Annotated in this window: 20 protein-coding genes; 7 read left to right on the top strand and 13 right to left on the bottom strand. The window is 63.4% G+C overall.

Annotation, left to right across the window (positions count from 1 at the left end; all coding sequences use genetic code 11):
- Window positions 1–11: 11 nt before the first annotated feature.
- The 7 genes from OO258_RS06545 to cbiE all read right to left on the bottom strand — a co-directional run bounded on the left by OO258_RS06545 (window position 12) and on the right by cbiE (window position 5,538).
- The gene (locus tag OO258_RS06545) at window positions 12–497 is read right to left on the bottom strand and encodes a copper chaperone PCu(A)C (protein ID WP_266029304.1); all 486 of its coding nucleotides are present in this window, start codon (window positions 495–497) and stop codon (window positions 12–14) included.
- A 45-nt stretch (window positions 498–542) separates the two neighbouring features.
- On the bottom strand, window positions 543–932 hold the full coding sequence (locus OO258_RS06540) for a DUF2946 domain-containing protein (protein ID WP_266029303.1): 390 nt from the start codon (window positions 930–932) through the stop codon (window positions 543–545).
- A gap of 145 nt (window positions 933–1,077) precedes the next feature.
- On the bottom strand, window positions 1,078–1,932 hold the full coding sequence (locus tag OO258_RS06535; RefSeq protein WP_110746003.1) for an SPFH domain-containing protein: 855 nt from the start codon (window positions 1,930–1,932) through the stop codon (window positions 1,078–1,080).
- Window positions 1,933–1,958: 26 nt separating this feature from the next.
- Window positions 1,959–2,396, bottom strand: a complete 438-nt coding sequence (locus OO258_RS06530) for an NfeD family protein (protein ID WP_110746004.1) — start codon at window positions 2,394–2,396, stop codon at window positions 1,959–1,961.
- 124 nt (window positions 2,397–2,520) lie between these two features.
- Complete coding sequence (locus OO258_RS06525) at window positions 2,521–3,243, bottom strand: cobalt-precorrin-6A reductase (RefSeq protein ID WP_266029302.1); 723 nt, start codon at window positions 3,241–3,243, stop codon at window positions 2,521–2,523.
- Window positions 3,240–4,334 (bottom strand): cobalt-precorrin-5B (C(1))-methyltransferase, encoded by a 1,095-nt coding sequence (locus tag OO258_RS06520; RefSeq protein WP_266029301.1) that lies wholly within the window; start codon window positions 4,332–4,334, stop codon window positions 3,240–3,242. The genes OO258_RS06525 and OO258_RS06520 overlap by 4 nt, the downstream gene beginning before the upstream one ends.
- Window positions 4,327–5,538 carry a precorrin-6y C5,15-methyltransferase (decarboxylating) subunit CbiE gene (cbiE, locus tag OO258_RS06515; protein WP_266029300.1) on the bottom strand — a complete coding sequence of 404 codons (1,212 nt, stop codon included), beginning with the start codon at window positions 5,536–5,538 and terminating at the stop codon, window positions 4,327–4,329. The genes OO258_RS06520 and cbiE overlap by 8 nt, the downstream gene beginning before the upstream one ends.
- A 146-nt stretch (window positions 5,539–5,684) precedes the next feature.
- On the opposite strand from cbiE, the gene cobG reads away from it, so the two are divergent.
- The 7 genes from cobG to OO258_RS06480 all read left to right on the top strand — a co-directional run bounded on the left by cobG (window position 5,685) and on the right by OO258_RS06480 (window position 12,244).
- A complete protein-coding gene (gene cobG, locus OO258_RS06510; protein WP_323054373.1) occupies window positions 5,685–7,016 on the top strand; it encodes a precorrin-3B synthase in 1,332 nt (443 codons plus the stop codon).
- Window positions 7,009–7,635, top strand: a complete 627-nt coding sequence (locus OO258_RS06505) for a precorrin-8X methylmutase (RefSeq protein ID WP_266029298.1) — start codon at window positions 7,009–7,011, stop codon at window positions 7,633–7,635. Before cobG ends, OO258_RS06505 begins: the two co-directional genes overlap by 8 nt.
- Complete coding sequence (locus tag OO258_RS06500) at window positions 7,635–8,366, top strand: precorrin-2 C(20)-methyltransferase (RefSeq protein WP_015271958.1); 732 nt, start codon at window positions 7,635–7,637, stop codon at window positions 8,364–8,366. Before OO258_RS06505 ends, OO258_RS06500 begins: the two co-directional genes overlap by 1 nt.
- Window positions 8,354–10,051, top strand: coding sequence for a precorrin-3B C(17)-methyltransferase (gene cobJ / locus OO258_RS06495; protein WP_266029297.1), 1,698 nt, complete (start codon window positions 8,354–8,356; stop codon window positions 10,049–10,051). The genes OO258_RS06500 and cobJ overlap by 13 nt, the downstream gene beginning before the upstream one ends.
- A 119-nt stretch (window positions 10,052–10,170) precedes the next feature.
- Entirely contained in the window at window positions 10,171–10,854 is a 684-nt protein-coding gene (locus OO258_RS06490) for a hypothetical protein (RefSeq protein ID WP_266029296.1), read from the top strand.
- Between the two features lie 51 nt (window positions 10,855–10,905).
- A complete protein-coding gene (locus OO258_RS06485; RefSeq protein ID WP_266029295.1) occupies window positions 10,906–11,595 on the top strand; it encodes a hypothetical protein in 690 nt (229 codons plus the stop codon).
- Window positions 11,588–12,244, top strand: a complete 657-nt coding sequence (locus OO258_RS06480; protein ID WP_266029294.1) for a hypothetical protein — start codon at window positions 11,588–11,590, stop codon at window positions 12,242–12,244. Before OO258_RS06485 ends, OO258_RS06480 begins: the two co-directional genes overlap by 8 nt.
- 17 nt (window positions 12,245–12,261) lie before the next feature.
- Here OO258_RS06480 and OO258_RS06475 read toward each other — a convergent pair whose 3' ends face one another.
- The 6 genes from OO258_RS06475 to dusB form a co-directional block, all read right to left on the bottom strand.
- Window positions 12,262–12,858 carry a MarC family protein gene (locus tag OO258_RS06475; protein ID WP_266029293.1) on the bottom strand — a complete coding sequence of 199 codons (597 nt, stop codon included), beginning with the start codon at window positions 12,856–12,858 and terminating at the stop codon, window positions 12,262–12,264.
- Window positions 12,859–12,930: 72 nt separating this feature from the next.
- Window positions 12,931–15,702, bottom strand: a complete 2,772-nt coding sequence (locus OO258_RS06470; RefSeq protein WP_266029291.1) for a hybrid sensor histidine kinase/response regulator — start codon at window positions 15,700–15,702, stop codon at window positions 12,931–12,933.
- 135 nt (window positions 15,703–15,837) lie between these two features.
- Complete coding sequence (gene purD, locus OO258_RS06465) at window positions 15,838–17,133, bottom strand: phosphoribosylamine--glycine ligase (protein ID WP_266029289.1); 1,296 nt, start codon at window positions 17,131–17,133, stop codon at window positions 15,838–15,840.
- Window positions 17,134–17,279: 146 nt separating this feature from the next.
- Window positions 17,280–18,887, bottom strand: a complete 1,608-nt coding sequence (purH, locus tag OO258_RS06460; RefSeq protein ID WP_266029288.1) for a bifunctional phosphoribosylaminoimidazolecarboxamide formyltransferase/IMP cyclohydrolase — start codon at window positions 18,885–18,887, stop codon at window positions 17,280–17,282.
- A gap of 81 nt (window positions 18,888–18,968) precedes the next feature.
- Window positions 18,969–19,289, bottom strand: a complete 321-nt coding sequence (gene fis / locus OO258_RS06455; RefSeq protein WP_003249693.1) for a DNA-binding transcriptional regulator Fis — start codon at window positions 19,287–19,289, stop codon at window positions 18,969–18,971.
- Window positions 19,286–20,299 (bottom strand): tRNA dihydrouridine synthase DusB, encoded by a 1,014-nt coding sequence (gene dusB, locus OO258_RS06450; protein ID WP_266029287.1) that lies wholly within the window; start codon window positions 20,297–20,299, stop codon window positions 19,286–19,288. Before dusB ends, fis begins: the two co-directional genes overlap by 4 nt.
- Window positions 20,300–20,440 lie beyond the last annotated feature (141 nt).

Below are 20,440 nucleotides of genomic sequence, written 5' to 3'. Positions count from 1 at the left end.
GTAAGCAGGTGTCAGTGCGCGTGTTCGTGAGCTTGCGGCTGGTCCGTCGGCGGCTGCTTCTGCACGGCCACTTCGACGGTCACGTCGCCGGCTTTTTCGAAGTGCAGCGTCAACGGGAAGCGCTTGCCATCAACGAGCAGGCTGCGGTCCTTGGGCTGCATCAGCATCACGTGGTAGGCACTGGGGGCAAAGGTCAGGTCCTTGCCGGCGGGCACCGCCACGCTCGGTACCTGCTGCATCTTCATGGCGCCGCTGGCGCTCATCGCGTGTTCATGCAATTGCGCATCATCGGTGATGGGGCTGTCGACGCTGAGCAGGCGGTCATCGGCCTGGCCATTGTTGTGCACCACGAAATAGGCCGCCACGTTGGGGGCGTTGGGCGGCAGCTGCAGTGACCAGGGGTGGGCAATGTGCAGGTCACCCACGCTGTATTCATGGGCATTGGCAAAGGCGCCAGGCAGCAGCAGGGCGGCCATGACGAGGGCGTGCTTGAGCATGGTGAATCTCCGTTCTGTTCAGGTTCAGGCAGACAGCGTGAGAACTCAGGCCAGCGGAGAGGCACGGGGGTTTAACGCAGGCCAGAGCTGGCGCGGCGTGGGTTGGGAGTCTGCAGGTGGCTGCAACAGCCCGGCGAGCACTGTCGGCGGGTTGTGCAACTGCGGCGGGTAGACTGGCAGGGCCAGCAGCGGTGCAGCGCCAGAGCAGCACCAGCAGTTCATCATGCCGCCGCTGTCGTCGCTTTGCGGGCCTAGATCGATCTTGGCCAGGGCCTGGACATCGACCTTGGCCTTGTTGGCCATGCTGGAACAGAAAGCCCCCCACAGCAGCTGCTCGGCCGGGCCTTTGGGCACGGCTGAGGCCAGCGGCATGGCCAGCAGGTTGAACAGCACTGCTAGGCAGGCTATCCAGGCTATGTGCCGACGTGGGGGCATGGAGAGATCCGGTCAGGAATCGTGGTGGGTATTGTAAGGCGGAGTATAGGTAAAAATGGCGGGGTGCGGTGAAGTGACGCAGGCAGGCAGTTGAACTGTTGTCAGCTGCTTCGCGGGCACGCCCGCGAAGAAGGTCAAATCAATCTCAAGCCTTGTTGCGACCCATCAGCCCGCGTACGGTCTCTTGCAGGTCTGCCGGTAGCACCACCACCTTGGCGTTGTTGCTGCTCGCCAGGTTCTCCATGGCCCCGACATAACGCTCGCCCAGCAAGTACATCGCCGGCACTGTCTCGTTGCCCACCGCTTCCTTCACCAGCGAAATCGCCCGGGCCGAAGCCTCGGCCAGGCTGATCTGCGCCTCGGCATCCAGCCTGGCGGCCTGCAGCCGCGCTTCCGCTTCAAGGATCGCCGCCTGTTTGGCCCCTTCGGCACGGGTCACGTCGGCCTTGCGCTCCCGCTCGGCCGCAGCCTGGCGCTCCATGGCCAGTTGCATGTTCTCCGAAGGCTTGATGTCCTGGATCTCCACCGAGCGCACGGTCACCCCCCAGTCTTCGGTCTGCTCCGACATTGCCTCGCGCAGGCGTGCCTTGATCTGCTCGCGGCTGGACAGCGCCTCATCGAGGTCCATCGCACCAACGATGGCGCGCAACGAGGTCATGGTCAGGCTGGTGACGGCGAAGGAGAAGTTCTGGACGCCATACGAGGCCTTCTGCGGGTCGACCACCTTGGCGAAGCACAGCGCATTGGCGACGATTACCGCGTTGTCCTTGGTGATGATTTCCTGCTCCTGCACATCAAGGATGATGTCCTTGGTCGGCAGGCGGTAGGCGACCACGTCCATGTACGGGATAACGATGTTCAGGCCGGGCTTGAGGGTGCTGTTGTAGCGGCCCAGGCGTTCGACAATCCATTCCTCGCCCTGGGGCACGATGCGTACCCCTTTGAATACGGTGATCAGGACGAACACCGCGATGGCGGCAACGACGATGAGGCTGGTCATGATGCAAAATTCCTTTTAGTGCGGGTTCAGGCCCGAATGACGCGGGCGGTGTTGCCTTCGATGGCGGTGAGGCGTACCCGCTCGCCAGCGGCGATTTCGCTGTCGGCGATGCAGGTCCATTCTTCATTGCCGAGGATCGGCTTCTGGAAACGTACGCGGCCTTTGTGGAACTCCGACACGCCAGCGGTCAGCAGGCCGACTTCGCCGATCACGCTGTCGGCGGTCCAGCGCACATCCGGCTGCTTGCGCCGGAACAGCTTGAACCACAGCACAGTGGTGGCCGACGACAGCAGGACCCACAGCAACACCTGCATGTCCAGCTGCAGGCTGGGGGCGGCCAGCGCGATGAGCGCGACCAGCACGGCACCGATGCCGAACCAGAGGATGAAGAACGTCGGCAGGACCAGTTCGAGCAGGGTCAGCGCGATGCCGAACACCAGCCAGATCCACCATTGCATTTCCATATGGGTAGTGCCTTCCAGAGGGGAGAGCCTCAGTTTAAGGCAGCGGCGCGGCACAGGGCCACTCGCCGGGTTGAAGGAAAAGTCCGAAAGGGCTGTAGGTTAGGCAACGTGCTGGCGATATTTGCTACCGCAGGTCGAGTGCTACAGCCAATTCATGCTGCGAGTTGAATGCCCGGTCCACCTCTGGCAAAGCCGGGCGCTTGAGGACCAGCACTGGCACCCCCAACTCCCTGGCCACCTCCAGCTTGGGCTCGGTCGCCACGCTGCCGCTGTTCTTGCTGATCAGCACATCGATCCTGCGCCGCTGGAACAGCGCCCGTTCATCCGCGATATGAAAAGGCCCCCGCGCACCGATCACTTCGCAGCGCTCGTTGCCAGGGCAGGCATCCAGGGCCCGCAAGGTCCAGAACTGCTCCGGCGGAATCTCATCCAGATGCTGCAGCGGCTCACGCCCCAGGGTGAACAGCGGCCGGCGGAACGGCTTGAGTGCTGCGACCAGCCCCGCCCAATCCTCCACTTCGCGCCAATCGTCCCCCGGTTGCGCCTGCCAGGCCGGGCGGCGCAAGGCCCAGCATGGGATGCCGGCACTGTGCGCGGCGCTGGCGGCATTGCGGCTGATTTGCGCGGCATAGGGATGGGTGGCATCGATCAGCAGAGTGGTGCCCGACTCGCGCAGATAGCTGGCCAAGCCCTCCGCGCCGCCAAAGCCCCCGACCCGTACCTGGCATTGCAGGTCCTGCGGCACGCGACCGACACCGGCCAGGCTATAGACATGCTGTGGGCCGAGCCGGCGGGCGATGGCCAGGGCTTCGGTGATGCCGCCCAGCAGCAGGATACGGGCAGTCATTGCACGCCCGCCTTGCCGACGATGCCGCCCTGGCGGTCGATGGCGAACACTTCCACCTGTACTTGCGTCGGCACCACGCTGCGGGCGAAGGCCAAGGCATGAGTACATACCGCATCACCCAGGGCAATGCCGGCCGCATGGGCCAACGCGAGCGCCTGCTGGCTGGTGTTGGCACCAATGATGGCGGCCTGCAGCGCTGCGTCAGCACCGATGTCCCCGGCCCAGCCGGCCAGTTGCGGCAGGTCGATGCTGGAGTGGCGGCTATGCAGGTCCATGTGCCCGGCAGCCAGCTTGCTGATTTTGCCGAAACCGCCACACAGCGTCAGGCGGGGTACAGGCACCTTGCGCAGGTGCTTGAGCACCGCGCCGACAAAGTCGCCCATTTCGATCAGGGCGATTTCCGGCAGGCCGTAGACCCGGCGCATGGTGTCCTCGCTGGCATTGCCGGTGCATGCGGCGATGTGCGTGTAGCCGTTGGTGTGGGCCACGTCGATGCCCTGGTGGATCGAAGCGATGTAAGCAGCGCAGGAAAACGGCCGCACGATACCGCTGGTGCCGAGGATCGACAGCCCGCCGAGGATACCCAGGCGCGGGTTCATGGTCTTCAGCGCCAACTGTTCGCCACCCTGAACACTGACCGTGACCTCGAAGCCGCCGGGATGGCCGCACTCATCGGCCAGGCGCTGCAAGTGCTCGCTGATCATGCGCCGTGGTACCGGATTGATGGCAGGCTCACCTACCGCCAGCACCAGGCCCGGGCGGGTCACTGTGCCCACGCCGCTGCCAGCGACAAAGCGGATGCCCGGCTCGCTCAGCAGGCGCACCTGGCTGTAGACCAGGGCACCATGGGTAACGTCGGGGTCGTCGCCGGCATCCTTGAGGGTGCCGGCTTCGGCGCGCTCACCTAGCAGGCGGCAAAACTCCAGGCGCATCTGCACCACCTTGCCTTTGGGCAGGGTGATAGCCACCGCGTCGTCACGCTGCCCGGTGAGCAGCAACTTGGCTGCTGCCAGGCTGGTGGCAGTGGCGCAGCTGCCGGTCGTCAAGCCGCTGCGCAGCGGCGCGGGCTGTTCGCGGGTTTCTTCACGCATCGTTAGGCTTCACCACTTCCAGCAGGGTGATTGGCAGGGCCTGACGCCAGGTGTCGAACGCGCCCAACGGCTGGGCATGGGCGACATGGATGCGGGTCAGCTCGCCACCATGCTGCTCGCGAAAGTGCGCCAGGGCCAGTTCGCTTTGCAGGGTTACAGCGTTGGCCACCAGGCGGCCGCCAGGGCGAAGCGTTGCCCAGCAGTGGTCGAGCACACCTTCACGGGTAACGCCGCCGCCGATGAAGATGGCATGCGGTGGTTCCAGGCCTTGCAACGCTGCTGGCGCCTTGCCGCGGATCAGTTGCAGCCCCGGTACACCGAGTGCATCGCGGTTGTGCTCGATGAAACCCTGGCGGCCTTCGTCGGCCTCGATGGCCAGGGCGCGGCAGGCCGGGTGGGCGCGCATCCATTCGATGCCGATCGAGCCGCAGCCTGCGCCCACGTCCCACAACAGTTCACCGGGCTGCGGCGCCAGGCGCGCCAGGGTCATGGCGCGGACATCGCGTTTGGTCAGCTGGCCGTCATGGCGGAAGGCGTTGTCTGGCAGCCCGGCCAAGCGATGCTGGCGCGGGGCGTCGGGCGCGGCCAGGCATTCGATGGCGACCAGGTTGAGTGCGGCGATGTCGGCATGCTGCCAGTCCTGGGCGGTGCCGCACAGCTTGCGTTCGGCTTCGCCACCCAGGTGCTCGAACACGCTCAGGCGGCTGGGCCCGAAGCCACGTTCACGCAGCAGCGTGGCAATGGCTGCCGGGCTATCACCGTCGTTGCTCAGCACCAGCAAACGCAGGCCGCTGTGCAAATGGGCATTGAGTATCGCCAGCGGTCGGGTGACCAGCGATACCACGTGCAGGTCCTGCAGCGGCCAGCCCAGGCGGGCAGCGGCCAGGGCGCAGGAGGAGGGCATCGACAGCACACGCATTTCGGCGACAGGCACCTGCCGCGCCAGGCTGGCACCGACGCCATGGAACATCGGGTCGCCGCTGGCCAGGACGCACACCGGTTCGCCACGCAGGGCCAGCACCGGGGCCAGCGAGAATGGGCTTGGCCAGGCCAGCTGTTCAGCGGTTACGCACCGTGGCAGCAAGGCCAGCTGGCGCGGGCTGCCGAAGACCCGCACAGCGCCCAGCAGGGCGCGCCGGGCCTGTTTGCCCAGGCCGCTGAAGCCGTCTTCGCCGATGCCTACTACTGTCAGCCAGGGTGTCATGTGTACCTCTTCAAGATTTTGGGGGCGCGCAGCGCCCCCAAAAAAATCGGCTCAAATCCGAACGATGCTCGACCACCGGCTTTTCATGCCGCCGGACAAAGCAGGCATAATACCGCGCCTTCTACACTCAAGCGCACTTTCACAGATTGCCGGACACCCCATTGACCCAGGCCGAAGCCCCCACTGTCATCCCTCGTCCCTCGGCCTGCCCGGGGTTGTGGCGCATCGTCAGTGCCCGTGACGGCGGTATCTGCCGTATCAAGCTGCCGGGCGGCCTGTTGCTGGCCGACCAGGCCGATGCGGTGGCCGCGGCAGCCGAGCGCTTCGCCGGCGGCGTGATCGAAGCCACCAACCGTGGCAACCTGCAGATTCGCGGCATCGGCAGCGAGCACCGTGCCTTGGTCGACACCCTGCTCGCTGCGGGCCTGGGCCCACGCGAGGCGGCCGGCGACGATGTGCGCAACCTGATGCTCAGCCCGCTGGCAGGGCATGATCCGGTAATGCTGCTGGACGCCAGGCCGCTGGCCGGGCAGATCCTCGAGCTGTTGGAGGGCACCCCGCGGTTTCATCAGCTGTCAGCCAAGTTCGCCGTGCAACTGGATGCCGGCGAAGGCTTGGCCATGCTCGAACACCCCCACGACCTGTGGCTGTCGGCCCTGCGGCTGGAGCAACAGCCCTGGCTGGCATTCGGCCTGGCGGGTTGTCCGTCAGACGGCCTGGTGCTTGGCGCCGTGCCCCTGGAACAGGGGCTGGCGCTGGTGAGCGCGGTGCTGGAACGCTTCCTCGAACTGGCAACACCGGCACAGTCGCGCATGCGTCAGTTGCTTGAAGTCTGCTCGGCAACTGATTTCGTCGCTGGCCTGGGCCTGGATATCCGCCGCGATCCTGCTGTGCTCGCCTGGCGCCGACAACCGCACCACGTTTCCTGGCTGGGCAAGCTGCCCCAGGCTCATGGCCTGGCCCTTGGGGTAGCCCCACCGCAAGGCCGGCTGACCCCGGCCATGCTGCGCGGTGCGGCACAGGTGGCCCGTGAACTGGGCGATGGCAGCCTGCGTCTGAGCCCTTGGCAAAGCCTGGTGCTGACCAACCTGCAAGCGCAACACATCGACCAGGCCCAGGCCGGATTGTCCGCAATCGGCCTGCTGTGTCATGCCCATGAGCCGTTGGCGCGCATCAGCGCCTGCACCGGCAGCAGCGGTTGCGCCAAGGCGCTGGGCGAGACCAAGGCCGACGCAGTCACCCTGGCCGCGCTGCTGGGCCCCGGTGCCCCTGCCAGCGTGCACCTCACCGGCTGCCCCCGTTCCTGTGCCGTGGCCCATGTGGCCCCGGCCACCCTGCTGGCCCGCTCGTCGGGCCGTTATGACCTGTACCTGCGTGACGCGCGCCAGCCGGGCTTTGGTGCCCTGCGCGGCACCGACCTTACCTTGAATGAAGCAGGCGCCATGCTCGACCTGCCGACGGAGCACCTTAATGATTGACTACATCCGCGATGGTCAGGAGATCTATCGCAATTCCTTCCGGATCATCCGTGAGGAAGCCCGACTCGAGCGGATCCCCGCAGACCTCGAAAAGCTTGCCGTACGGGTGATCCACGCCTGTGGCATGGTCGACGCTATCGAGGGTTTGCAGTTCTCCGACGGCGCCGGCCGGGCCGGGCGCGAGGCATTGCTCAATGGCGCGCCGATCCTGTGCGATGCGCACATGGTTGCCGAAGGCATCACCCGTGCCCGCCTGCCAGCAGAAAACCAGGTCATCTGCACCCTGCGTGACCCGAGCGTGCCCGGCCTGGCCAAGGACGCCGGCAACACCCGTTCCGCCGTCGCTCTGGAGCTGTGGCGCCCGTACCTGGAAGGCAGCGTGGTGGTGATCGGCAACGCTCCGACCGCGTTGTTCTACCTGCTGGAAATGCTCGATGCCGGTGCTCCCAAGCCGGCGCTGATCCTGGGCTTCCCGGTCGGTTTCGTCGGCGCGGCCGAGTCCAAGGCCATGCTCGCCGCCGACAGCCGTGGTGTGCCGTTCGTGATCATGCAAGGCCGCCTGGGCGGCAGCGCGATGGCCGCCGCTGCGGTCAACGCCTTGGCCACGGAGGTGGAGTGATGGCGCCGCGTGGACGACTGCTGGGCCTTGGCGTGGGCCCGGGCGACCCTGAACTGATTACCCTCAAGGCCCTGCGCTTGCTGCGCGAGGCGCCGGTGGTCGGCTACTTCGTGGCCAAGGGCAAGCGTGGCAATGCCTTCGGCATCATCGAGGCGCACCTGCAGCCCGAGCAGACCTTGCTGCCGCTGGTCTACCCGGTGACCACCGAGGCCCTGCCGGCGCCTCTGTCCTATGAGCAGGTGATCAGCGACTTCTACGACGAAGCCAGCGTGCAGGTGGCAGAGCACCTGGATGCCGGTCGTGACGTGGCGGTGATCTGCGAAGGCGACCCGTTCTTCTACGGCTCCTACATGTACCTGCACGACCGGCTGGCGCAACGCTACGAGGCCGAAGTGATCCCTGGCGTCTGCTCGATGCTAGGTGGCGCTTCGGTGTTGGGCGCACCGCTGGTGTACCGCAACCAGAGCCTGTCGGTGCTGTCGGGCGTGTTGCCGGCCGAAGAGCTCAAGCGCCGCCTGGCCGATGCCGACGCGGCGGTGATCATGAAACTCGGCCGCAACTTCCCCAAGGTGCGCGAGGTGCTGGCCGAACTGGGGCTGGACGGGCGTGCGCTGTACGTGGAACGGGCCACCATGGCCAACCAGAAGATCGTACCGCTGGACCAGGTCGACCCGCAGTCGTCGCCGTACTTCTCGCTGATCATCGTGCCGGGGGAAAAATGGCAGGGCTGAACATGCACAAGGCGCCGGCAATCGTCGTTCTTGGCCCCGGCAGCCTGGCCACCGCGCAGCGCATCCAGCAGTGTTATCCACAGGCGTCGATCCATGGCCTGGAAGGCCGTGTCGAGGGTGTCGACTGCTATTACAGTGCGTTCGGCGATACCTTGCGTGGGCTGTACCAGCAAGACACGCCCATCATCGCCCTGTGCGCCGCCGGTATCATCATCCGCAGCCTTGCCAGCCTGCTCAGCGAGAAGGGCAGCGAGCCGCCGGTATTGGCCGTGGCCGAGGACGGCAGCGCAGTGGTGCCATTGCTCGGTGGCCTGGGCGGGGTGAACGTGATGGCGCGTGAAATTGCCGAAGCATTGGGCGTTGCCGCCGCTATCACCACCAGTGGCGAGCTGCGCTTTGGCACCTGCCTGTTGAACCCGCCGCAAGGCTATGCCTTGGCGGATATCGAGCAAGGCAAGCGCTTTGTCTCCGACCTGCTGGCGGGCGAGTCGGTGCGTATCGAAGGTGACGCGCCTTGGCTGCAGCAAGCGCAGTTGCCCGCCAGCGAAGCGGCCCGGCGCACGATCCATGTGGGCTATCAGGCGCGCCCGGCCAGCCGCGACGAGCTGCTCATCCACCCGCGCTCGGTGGTTGTGGGGGTTGCGGGCGGCAATCTGCACAGTATTCGTGCAGCGTTGCAGCAGGCCGGCATCGCCGAACCGTCGGTGGCGTGTATATTGGCTGACGAGCAAGCCATGGCCGACGTCGCCTTGCACGAAGCGGCCCAGGCCTTGGGTGTTGCCCTGCGCTTCGCTGCCAAGCCAGCCGATGTGGCCAGCATGGTGGCGGCGGCTTTGCCAGATGCCCAGTTGGTCGAACAGGCAGACGCGGTCATTGCGTTGGCGCCTGCCCCGGTCGAGGTGGCAGAGGTTGGTCGCCGTCGTGGTCGCCTGGCCGTCATCGGCCTGGGCCCCGGCGCTGCCGACCTGATGGTGCCGGCGGTCAAGGCCGAGCTGGCGCGGGCCGAGGATGTGCTCGGTTACGAAACCTATGTGCGGATGGCCGGCCCGTTCCGTGACGACCAAGTCATGCACTGCACCGACAACCGTGAAGAGATGCAGCGTGCCCGGCATGCTTTCGAGCTGGCAGCGCAAGGCCGCTCGGTGGTGGTGGTGTCGTCAGGTGACCCAGGCGTGTTCGCCATGGCGGCGGCGGTGCTGGAGGCGTTGCACGAATCCGGCGACCCCGCCTGGCATCGCGTCGACCTCGAGATCTTGCCGGGCGTATCGGCTTCGCTGGCAACCGCTGCCCAGGCAGGCGCGCCACTGGGGCATGACTTCTGCGTGATGTCGCTGTCGGACAACCTCAAGCCTTGGTCGATCATTGAAAAGCGTTTGGACCTGGCCGCGCAGGCCGACCTGGTATTGGCGTTCTACAACCCGATTTCCAAATCCAGGCCGCATCAGCTCGGTGTGGCGCTCGAAGTGGTCCGCCGTCATCGTGACGAGAACACGCCTGTAGTCCTTGGCCGTGACATCGGTAGGCCGGGGCAGACGCTGAAGGTAGTCACATTGGCCGAATTGCTGCCAGAAATGGTCGACATGCGCACCATGGTGCTGGTTGGGTCTTCCACCACCTGCACGTTCGATCGCTTGGCTGGCGGGGTCTGGGTCTATACCCCACGCTGGTACGGTGCAAAGCCATAAGCGGCGGCAGAGTAGGCGGGTGAGGAACTGCTTCGTGGCAGTTTCCTGCAAAGGTCACAGGTAGGTTTGCGGCTGGAGCCATCAGGCTTCAACCGTAACCCTACTTGGAGACCTTTCTTATGACTACTGACCACCAGAAGATGAAACTTGAGGTGCTGCCGGACAAGAACCTGTTTGTCTTCCCCGAGGGGATGAGCCAAGAAAACCTCGATGCTGCAAAGGCTTGCCATGCCCTGGCAACACAAAGTGCCAATAAACTGTACAACGCCATCAGCGATCCTCGGGTCTGGTTCGCCCACTACATTTTCGTTATGTCCAAGATGGGCTGGTCGCCGACCAACGTCGACGTATTGAAGGTCACAGAGAGCAATCAGCGCCTCGAAATCAGCAACCTGCTGGGCAAGGGCCTGCAGACGGCCTATGGCGCTTTCACAGGCGATTTGGCAACTGCACTGGAGGGCCTTGGGAAAACGGTTGTCAGCGCATTGGCCGCCAGTGCCAACAACGTTGAATTGCTTGGCCGCACCACTTCGGAAAATGACCGAACCGAGGTGAGCCTCAACCGATGCGAATACTCGAGCGAGGGCAATATGGCCATGGCTGTCAGTGCGATTCAGACCGACGCCAAACCCGACAAAACTGCTAACTATCTGCTGGCCAAATGGGACAGCAGTGGTACCACCAACTTTGCCTGTGGTGCGGTGTTGGAGTTCGATGCTCGCCAGTACGAAAAGCTGCGCAGCGCGGTTGAAGGCAAACTTGACGCCAGTGCCTTGGAAGTTCTGCTGGCCCTGGATATTTAATTAGAAAGCTGGCCTGCCGATATGTTTTCGGCAGGCCTGGAGGGCATGCAGATGCAAGCCAACTACACACTGTGGTTAAACGGCAATAGCCTGGTATTCATTGATGATACCGTCAGTGTTTCACGGGCAGAGGCATTACTGAATATCCAGCTGGCAGCCTACCTGACCGCTAACAAGGGACACGCTATTCAGGATGATGAATGGCATAGAAATTATCTGCGAGTGCAGAGCAATTTCGGTTGCACGATCGTCAACATGCAGTCCCGCCCTGTTGCCGAGAAAAACGCAACGGCCTGCGAGCCTTGGCAGATCTTGCGGGCCAACCTCCTGACAGGCGTGCCCAGCACCCTGCGTGAGCCACTAGCCCAATGCCTTGACGCATACCCAACCCAGTCAGACGGCGCCATCGAGCAGTTGTTGGCAGAGGAGTGCATTCGGCCGCCAGATGATAAAGGCATGAGCCATGTACGTATTGAGTTGCGCTTGATATTGGCCGACTCGAGCATCATCAGTACCGAACTGGGATTCAGTACTGCAGGGGCGTTGACTGGAAATTGGCTGAGGCAGCCGCTAACACTTGCAAGCGACCAGTCTACCCAGCAGTTCGATGCCCACTATCAAACCGATGAAAAGGTGATTCATTCGATAAGTGCGGGTCTGCATGACTCTATCAAAGTCAAGCAACTGCAATACCGCAGCCAGATCAAACCTGTCGTTGCTTTGGGAGTAGAACATGAGTGAATTCAATCAAAAAGTTGCCAGTGGCAAACTCGTCCACAGCAGCCTGATATCGTTTTTGCCAGGCGTGAGTCGGGAAGCCCGTCAGGACATCCTGTTGGCCAACGCATTTGCCCAGCAGGTAGCATGGGGGGATTTCAACGAAGGCCTCGAGGCGGACTGGTTCAGGAACTACTGGCGGAACTTTGCGTTTCTGGGGTTCGACGGCAAACTCGCGCCTACGTCGGTTCGGCCGGGGCCTAACAAGGCCAGTATTGCGGAGCAGGCCCTTGCGAAGGTTCGTGAGAAAGGCTCAGCCAATCACTACCAGACTGCGGAATCCTCTCTACAGGCGTTACGCAAGGACACCCGGGCATTGAGCGCCTTCGAAAGCACGGCTGCTTCCAAAGGTATCGCGCGTTTTCAGTTGATTCCATGCGCTCAGCAGTCCAGCGGCTTTATCGACATGGTGATGGTTCATATGCAAATGTCGATGAAGAAAACCGTGAAAGATTTTCTGTTCCTCCAGTCGTCCAAGGAAGTGAAGCTCGAGGAAATCCGTGTCGAAGTGGTCCACTTCAACTTGCAGGGCTTCCGTGAGGACTACCGCAAGCGGGCACAGGCCAGCGTCGACAAGCAAAACGGCAAGGCCATACACGACCTGCAACTGTAAAGCACCCGGCCCGTGAGTCAGGGCAACAGGTAGCCGCGGATCCCGGTGAAGATGATCTGCGCGGCCAGGGCGCAGACGAACAGCCCCATCAGCCGGCTGACAATCTGCAAGCCCTGGTCACCGAGCAGCCGCTCGATACCGTGGGAGAGATACAACACCAGGCCCACGGTAAAGCTGGCCAGGGCGATGCTGACAATGGCCAGCAATTTGTCATCCCAGTGTGGTTGGCTTACCCCCATCACCAGCAAGGCACCGATGGTGCCAGGCCCGACAGTGAGCGGGATGGTCAGTGGCACGATGGTGACGTCCTGTTGCACGTTATCGGCCTGGACGGCGGGTTTGCCTTGGGCCATGCCGAGTGCGGAAATGAACAGCACGCTGCCTGCGCCGATACGAAACGCATCGGCGGTAATGCCGAAAATGCCGAATATCGCCCGCCCGAACAGGTACAGCAGCACGCTGGCGATGAGCGCTGCGAAGGCCACTTTCCAGGCCAGTTGCTTGCGCTCCTTGCTGGAGTGGCCACGAGTCAGGCTGATGAAGCACGACAGCACGAAGAACGGGCTGTAGAGCACGAGCATTTTCAGGTAGACGCTGAACAACTCATGGAGCATGGGGGGTAGTCCAGGCAGTGATGGCTGGGCAGAGTTTATCAGCAGATGCTGTTGCCATCCTGTGCCGGCAGATCAGGAAGTATGCACCGGGTCTGCCGTGGCTTCGCGGTGATTGGCCCAGTACTGGATCAGCTCCCGCAACTGCGACAGTTCCACCGGTTTGGCCATATGCCCGTCCATGCCGGCCAGGCGCGCGCGCTCCTTGTGTTCGGCAAGAATATGCGCAGTCAGCGCCACCACGGGGGTACGCTGGCGCTGATTGGCCGCCTCCCAGGCACGTAATTGCTGAGTGGCCGAGAAGCCATCCAGAACAGGCATTTCGCAGTCCATCAACACCAGGTCGTAACGGCGTGCCTGCATCGCCTGCAAGGCTTCTTCGCCATTGCTGGCGGTGTCGGGCTCAAGGTTGAGCTTGCCGAGCATGCCGCGAATCACCTTGGTCGAGATGCTGTTGTCTTCGGCGACCAGCACGCGGAAGTCACCGGGCAGGTCCAGTGCCTGGGGGATGCCGGGCGGGCTCGCAGGGACCGCCTGCTCACGGCCGCGCTGGGCAAGTTCTTCGGCCAAGGTGGTTTTCAGCGTATAGCCGGCTACCGGCTTGGCGAGTATCCGCTTGACCCCTGCGTTACGCGCGATGACCTTGCTGGGCGCGTTGCTTATACCGGTGAGCATCACTACCAGGATGTCATGGTTCAGGCTGGGGTCTTCCTTGATCTTGGCGGCCAGTTGCATGCCTGTCATGCCGGGCATGTTCTGGTCCAGCAGCACGGCATCGAAGTAGTCGCGCAGGTGCGCCTTGGTGCGCAGCAGGGCCAAGGCTTCCTTGCCTGACGGCACTGCGCTGACATTCATGCCCCAGGCGCTGCACTGCTGGACCAGCACCTTGCGGCAGGTGTCGTTGTCGTCCACCACCAGCACGCGGGCATCGCGCAGCGGGCCGTCCAGGTCGGCCGGGGGCTGCTCGAGGCGCGAGGGGTCCAGCGGCAAGGTCAGCCACAGGGTATTGCCCATCCCGGTGCTGCTCTTGATGCCGAACTCACCCTGCATCAGGCCGATCAGCTGCTTGGCGATGACCAACCCAAGGTGGCCGCCCAGCTTGTTGCTGGAGAGGAAGTGGTGGCTGTGCAGTTCGGCCTGCAGCAGCGCTTCGCGGTCGGCGGCAGGCAGCGGCTCGCCGCTGTCCTGCACGGCAATGCGCAGGCGCGGCACCTCGCCGCGTTGGTCCAGCGCCACCACCAGTAGGATCTCCCCCTGATCGGTGTTTTTCAGCGCGTTTTCCAGCAGGCTCGACAAAGCTTGGCGCAGGCGCGTCGGGTCGCCGCTGATCACCCGCGGTACTTGCGGCTGGGTGAAGCTGATCAGTTCGATGTTTTGCTGCTCGGCCTTGGCGCGGAAGATGTTCAGGCAGTCCTCGATCAGCGCATTGAGGTCGAACTGCACGTCGTCCAGCTCGATCTGCCGGGATTCCAGCTTGGAAATGTCGAGAATTTCGTTGATCAGCGTGAGTAGCTCGTTGCCGGCGCTATGAATGGTCTGCACGTAGTCGCGTTGCTTGACCGACAGCGGGGTGCCCAGCAACAGCTCGGTCATGCCCAGCACACCGTTCATCGGGGTACGGATTTCGTGGCTGATCTTGGCCAGAAACTCGGCCTTGGCGTTGATTTCGGCATCGCTGGCGGCCAGTGCACGGCTGGCGCTGAAACGCTCTTCGCTCATGCGCCGCAGGCGCTCGCTGACGGCCAGGTTGAGCAGCAGGCCACTGACCACGGTCAGGCCCAGCAGGATACACAGCAGCCACGGCGTCGCAGTGCGGGTCAGGCCCAGCAGTGCCGGGAGCAGCACAAGCCCGCCCAGGTTGAACACCACCATGGCCAGGCTGAACAGGCGCGCGGGTGCATAGCCTTTGTACCAGTGATAGCTGCTGACCAGCAGCATGCTCACGCTGCCCAGTGCCATCAGGGCGTAGGTCATGAGGTTAAGGGGTAGGGTATCGACGAACAGCAGCACCAGGCCGCTGACCCCGACAATCAGCATTTCCCCTTGCAGCAGGCGGCTCAGCCGTGGCGAGTTGCACGGCGAGAAGAAATGCTGGGTGAAATACAGCCCCGCCAGACCGGCCAGCACCAGTGTCAGGTAGGCAGCGGGCGTTTGCGCACTGTGCCATACATGCCACCAGGGGCCACTGAGGTTCAGCAGGATCAGGCCGCTGAGCAGCATCAGGCCGTGGTACAGCGCCAGGATCAAGGTGGTACTGGAGCGGCTGTAAAGGAAGCGGATCAGGTTGTGCATGATCAGCATCACCAAACCACCGAACAGCATGCCGAACAGCAGCGGCTGGCCTTGATCGGAGGCGGCCTCGGCCGCTGGCTCCAGGCTGATGGCCGGGCGCAGTTGATGCTCTGAGACCAGGCGCAGATAGATGTCCAGCGGTTGCTTGCTGTTGGGAAGTGACAGTACATGATCGCTGCCACGCAGGGTCGGGCTGGCATTGCCGGCCTGGCGGCCGTGGTGCAGCTGACGCAGAAGATGGTCGCCTTCGAGGGCGTAGAGGTCCAGGCCAGAAAGGTCGGGGGCAAACACCCGCAGCAATTGCTCCTGGTCGCCAGGGGGCAGGCGGTAGTGCAGCCACAAGGCCTGTTCCGCAGGCGCTGCATCCAGCTCGGCTAACACCAGTGGGCTGAACTGGTTGCGGTAGCGCTCGGAGCGTACGTCGCTCAGTTGCAGGTTGGCCTGTTCGTCGAGCAGAACGGTCCAGCCTCCGTCCTGTTCGGCCATAGCCGGGAACATGCAGAGCAGGGTCAGCAAGCTGACGATCAGAGCTGAGGCAATCCGAAGCCGACGCACTACGAAATCCCTTCTTAGCCGATGTGCCGGGTACTAACTATGCGCGGCGCGCCAAGTCGAAGGCAAGGCCCAAACCGGGCCCTGTCGACCAGCCGGATGCCGTGTGCGCAAGGCGCCACGGCGCTCCGGCAGTACTTACTGCTGGTGCTCACCGCGCTCGCGGGCGATGGCCCGGTAGCCGATGTCGGAACGGTAGAAGCTACCGCTCCAGCTTACTTCCTTGGCCAGGCGGTATGCTTGCTGCTGCGCGTCGGCAACGGTGCTGCCCATGGCAGTGGCACACAGTACGCGGCCGCCGTTGGTAGCCACCTGGCCATCCTTGAGCGTAGTACCGGCGTGGAATACCTTGCCTTCGATCTGCGCAGCAGCGTCCAGGCCGCTGATCAGGTCGCCCTTGGCGTAGTCGCCCGGGTAGCCGCCCGCTGCCAGCACCACACCCAGGCTCGGGCGTGGGTCCCACTGGGCTTCGACCTTGTCCAGCGCCTTGGCGAAAGCGGCCTCGACCAGCAGTACCAGGCTCGACTCCAGGCGCAGCATGACTGGCTGGGTTTCCGGGTCGCCGAAGCGGCAGTTGAACTCGATGACCTTGGGGTTGCCCGCCTTGTCGATCATCAGGCCAGCATAGAGGAAGCCCGTGTAGACGTTGCCTTCTTCGGCCATTCCGCGCACGGTCGGCCAGATCACCTGGTCCATCACGCGCTGGTGCACCTCGGCGGTAACCACCGGGGCAGGGGAGTAGGCACCCATGCCGCCGGTGTTCGGGCCGGTGTCCTGGTCGCCGACGCGTTTGTGGTCCTGGCTGGTGGCCATGGGCAGCACGTTGTGGCCGTCGACCATGACGATGAAGCTGGCTTCCTCGCCGTCGAGGAACTCTTCGATCACAACACGCGAACCGGCTTCACCGAAGGCGTTACCGGCCAGCATGTCACGCACGGCGGCTTCGGCTTCTTCCAGGGTCATGGCGACGATTACGCCCTTGCCCGCAGCCAGGCCGTCGGCCTTGATCACAATCGGCGCGCCCTTTTCCTGCAGGTAGGCCAGGGCTGGCTCGATCTCAGTGAAGTTCTGGTAGTCGGCAGTCGGGATCTTGTGACGTGCCAGGAAGTCCTTGGTGAAGGCCTTGGAGCCTTCCAGCTGGGCCGCACCCTTGGTTGGGCCGAAGCAGTCCAGGCCGCGGCTGCGGAACAGGTCGACCACACCGATGACCAGCGGGGCTTCCGGGCCAACGATGGTCAGGTCGACGTTTTTCTCGGCGAAGTCGGCCAGTTGCTCCAGGGCGCAAACGTCGATGGCGACGTTCTCGCACTTGGCTTCAGTGGCGGTGCCAGCGTTGCCGGGGGCAACGAAGACTTTCTCGACGCGGGGGTCCTGGGCGACTTTCCAGGCCAGGGCGTGCTCGCGGCCGCCGCTGCCGATGATCAAAACTTTCATGTCAAAACCTCGATTCAAGTGATCCAGTGGCTTGCGCCGAACACTGTGGGAGCGGGCTTGCCCGCGAATGCGGCGGTGAATCCACCATCGTATTCGCGGGCAAGCCCGCTCCCACAGGATCTCGACTCGCCTCGGGATCCGCGTAATTAGTGGCGGAAGTGGCGCATGCCGGTGAACACCATGGCGATGCCGGCTTCGTCGGCAGCAGCGATGACTTCAGCATCACGCATCGAGCCACCCGGCTGGATCACGGCGCTGATACCCACTTTAGCCGCATTGTCGATGCCATCACGGAACGGGAAGAACGCGTCCGAAGCCATGACCGCGCCCTGTACCTGCAGGCCAGCGTGCTCAGCCTTGATTGCAGCGATGCGGGCGGAGTTGACGCGGCTCATCTGGCCGGCGCCGACGCCGATGGTCTGGCGCTGCTTGGCGTAGACAATGGCGTTGGACTTGACGAACTTGGCCACTTTCCAGGCGAACACCAGGTCGTGGATTTCTTGCTCGGTCGGGGCGCGCTTGGTAACGATTTTCAGGTCATCGGCGGTGATCATGCCGATATCACGGCTCTGTACCAGCAGGCCACCATTGACGCGCTTGAAGTCCCACCCGGCAGCGCGCTCGGCTGGCCACTCGCCGCATTCCAGCAGGCGTACGTTCTGCTTGGCAGCCACCACGTCGCGGGCAGCCTGGGAGATTTTCGGGGCGATGATCACTTCGACGAACTGGCGCTCGACGATGGCTTTGGCGGTTTCACCGTCCAGCTCGCGGTTGAAGGCGATGATGCCGCCGAATGCCGACTCGGTGTCGGTGGCGTAGGCCAGGTCGTAGGCCTTGCGGATGCCGCCTTCGTCTTCAGGCACAACGGCCACGCCGCACGGGTTGGCATGTTTGACGATGACGCAGGCCGGCTTGACGAAGCTCTTCACGCACTCCAGTGCGGCGTCGGTGTCGGCCACGTTGTTGAACGACAGTTCCTTGCCCTGCAGCTGCACGGCGGTGGAGATGCTCGCTTCGCCTTTCTTGGCTTCGACATAGAACGCCGCGCTTTGGTGCGGGTTCTCGCCGTAGCGCATTTCCTGGGCCTTGACGAACTGGCTGTTGAAGGTGCGCGGGAACTCGCTGCGCGCCTCGGTGCTGAGGGTGTCCTTGGCCTGGTCGATGGTGCCCATGTAGTTGGCGATCATGCCGTCGTAGGCAGCAGTGTGCTCGAAGGCCTTGAGCATCAGGTCAAAGCGCTGGGCATAGGTCAGGCCGCCGGCCTTGAGGCCTTCGACGATGCCAGCGTAGTCGCTGGCGTTGACCACGATGGCCACGTCCTTGTGGTTCTTGGCAGCCGAGCGGACCATGGTCGGGCCGCCGATGTCGATGTTCTCGATGGCGGTCGGCAGGTCACAGCCAGGCTTGGAAATGGTGGCTTCGAACGGGTACAGGTTGACCGCCACCAGGTCGATCGGCTTGATGCCGTGCTCGTTCATGATGGCGTCGTCGGTACCACGACGGCCGAGGATGCCGCCGTGGATCTTCGGGTGCAGGGTCTTGACCCGGCCATCCATCATTTCGGCGAAGCCGGTGTAGTCGGCCACTTCCACCGCGTTTACGCCGTTGTCCTTGAGCAGCTTGTAGGTGCCGCCGGTGGACAGGATCTCGACACCGAGCTGCTGCAGCTCACGGGCGAATTCGAGGATACCGGTCTTGTCGGAGACGCTGATCAGGGCGCGGCGGACTGGCAGGCGGGTAGTCTGGTCGGTCATTTCGGATTCCAATAACGCGGTGGAGTCAGCAAAAAAGGCGCCTCTGTTCAGGGAGCCGCCTTTTCTGGTTGGGATTCTGGCTTACAACAAGTCGTACTGCTTGAGCTTCTTGCGCAGGGTGCCTCGGTTCAGCCCGAGCATCTCGCTGGCCTTGGTCTGGTTGCCCTTCACGTAGTTCATCACGCTTTCGAGCAGGGGCGCCTCGACTTCGGAGAGCACCAGGTTGTACACGTCCGTGACGGTCGCGCCTTCCAGATGGGCGAAGTAGTTGTGCAGCGCCTTCTCGACGCTGTCGCGAAGGGTCTGGCCCTCTTCGCTCGGCGTGTTCAGGTGCTGTTTCAGGTTGGCGTTGTCGCTCACGGGCGTTGTTCCACTCACAAAATTCTCGGTCATCATCGTCATGCGGCCACCCCTTGTCCGTCCTCTGTCTCAAGGCTCTGTCGACGCTCGCTGAAAAAACCGCGAACGTTGGCGCACTGCGCTTGTGTGTCTTCCAAAGCGTTGAACCGGGAGCGAAACTCCTTGCCGCCGGGTCGTGTTGCCAGGTACCAGCCAACGTGCTTGCGGGCGATACGTACGCCCATCACATCGCCATAGAAGGCATGCAGCGCGGCCAGGTGCTCTAGCAGGATGCGTTCCACTTCGTCCAGCTGCGGCGCCGGCAAGTGCTCGCCGGTACGCAGGTAATGCTCGATCTCGCGAAAGATCCATGGCCGCCCCTGGGCAGCCCGACCAATCAGCAGGCCATCGACGCCGGTGGCGTCCAGCACCGCCCGGGCCTTTTCTGGCGAGGTGATATCGCCGTTGGCAAAGACCGGGATCGACACCGCCTGCTTGATGGCAGCGATGGTGTCGTATTCGGCCTCGCCGGTGTACAGGTCGGCGCGTGTACGGCCATGCACCGCCAGCGCCTGGATGCCGGCCTGCTCGGCGATCTTCGCCACGTTCAGGCCGTTCTTGTTCGCCCGGTCCCAGCCGGTGCGGATTTTCAGGGTCACCGGAACATCCACAGCGCCGACCACGGCGTGGAGGATCTCGCCGACCAAGGCTTCATCTCTCAATAAAGCAGAGCCCGCCGCTTTGTTGCAGACTTTTTTTGCCGGGCAGCCCATGTTGATATCGATGATCTGGGCGCCCGCTTCGACGTTGGCCCGTGCCGCCGCAGCCATCATCTGCGCATCACCGCCGGCGATCTGCACCGAGCGGGGCTCGGGATCACCTTCATGGATGCGGCGCAGGCTCGACTTGCGGCTGTTCCACAGGCTCATGTCGCTGCTGACCATTTCCGACACCACCATCCCGGCACCCAGGCGCTGGCAAAGTGTACGGAAAGGCTGGTCCGTAACCCCGGCCATGGGCGCAAGGATCAGGTTATTGCGTAGTGTGTATGGGCCGATGCGTACCGCCGACATAGGTGATCCCTGTTGTGGGGCCGAATCTTGGAGTTCGAAAAAGGGTTGGCATGATACCCGCTCTCGGTGACCGGATAAAGATGGATTTGGATAAAATCTGAACAGTTGTCGGCTTATGACATTTGCTTTGGTTGGCGCAGA

The sequence above is a fragment of the Pseudomonas sp. DCB_BI genome, assembly GCF_026240995.1.
Taxonomy (GTDB): domain Bacteria; phylum Pseudomonadota; class Gammaproteobacteria; order Pseudomonadales; family Pseudomonadaceae; genus Aquipseudomonas.
This window is presented reverse-complemented; position numbering and strand designations above follow the sequence as displayed.

Bases quoted from the DNA above. Each gene is read 5' to 3' on its own strand.
- OO258_RS06545 (WP_266029304.1), bottom strand. From the start codon at position 497: ATGCTCAAGCACGCCCTCGTCATGGCCGCCCTGCTGCTGCCTGGCGCC.
- OO258_RS06540 (WP_266029303.1), bottom strand. From the start codon at position 932: ATGCCCCCACGTCGGCACATAGCCTGGATAGCCTGCCTAGCAGTGCTG.
- OO258_RS06535 (WP_110746003.1), bottom strand. From the start codon at position 1,932: ATGACCAGCCTCATCGTCGTTGCCGCCATCGCGGTGTTCGTCCTGATC.
- OO258_RS06530 (WP_110746004.1), bottom strand. From the start codon at position 2,396: ATGGAAATGCAATGGTGGATCTGGCTGGTGTTCGGCATCGCGCTGACC.
- OO258_RS06525 (WP_266029302.1), bottom strand. From the start codon at position 3,243: ATGACTGCCCGTATCCTGCTGCTGGGCGGCATCACCGAAGCCCTGGCC.
- OO258_RS06520 (WP_266029301.1), bottom strand. From the start codon at position 4,334: ATGCGTGAAGAAACCCGCGAACAGCCCGCGCCGCTGCGCAGCGGCTTG.
- cbiE (WP_266029300.1), bottom strand. From the start codon at position 5,538: ATGACACCCTGGCTGACAGTAGTAGGCATCGGCGAAGACGGCTTCAGC.
- OO258_RS06505 (WP_266029298.1), top strand. From the start codon at position 7,009: ATGATTGACTACATCCGCGATGGTCAGGAGATCTATCGCAATTCCTTC.
- OO258_RS06500 (WP_015271958.1), top strand. From the start codon at position 7,635: ATGGCGCCGCGTGGACGACTGCTGGGCCTTGGCGTGGGCCCGGGCGAC.
- cobJ (WP_266029297.1), top strand. From the start codon at position 8,354: ATGGCAGGGCTGAACATGCACAAGGCGCCGGCAATCGTCGTTCTTGGC.
- OO258_RS06490 (WP_266029296.1), top strand. From the start codon at position 10,171: ATGACTACTGACCACCAGAAGATGAAACTTGAGGTGCTGCCGGACAAG.
- OO258_RS06485 (WP_266029295.1), top strand. From the start codon at position 10,906: ATGCAAGCCAACTACACACTGTGGTTAAACGGCAATAGCCTGGTATTC.
- OO258_RS06480 (WP_266029294.1), top strand. From the start codon at position 11,588: ATGAGTGAATTCAATCAAAAAGTTGCCAGTGGCAAACTCGTCCACAGC.
- OO258_RS06475 (WP_266029293.1), bottom strand. From the start codon at position 12,858: ATGCTCCATGAGTTGTTCAGCGTCTACCTGAAAATGCTCGTGCTCTAC.
- purD (WP_266029289.1), bottom strand. From the start codon at position 17,133: ATGAAAGTTTTGATCATCGGCAGCGGCGGCCGCGAGCACGCCCTGGCC.
- purH (WP_266029288.1), bottom strand. From the start codon at position 18,887: ATGACCGACCAGACTACCCGCCTGCCAGTCCGCCGCGCCCTGATCAGC.
- fis (WP_003249693.1), bottom strand. From the start codon at position 19,289: ATGACGATGATGACCGAGAATTTTGTGAGTGGAACAACGCCCGTGAGC.
- dusB (WP_266029287.1), bottom strand. From the start codon at position 20,299: ATGTCGGCGGTACGCATCGGCCCATACACACTACGCAATAACCTGATC.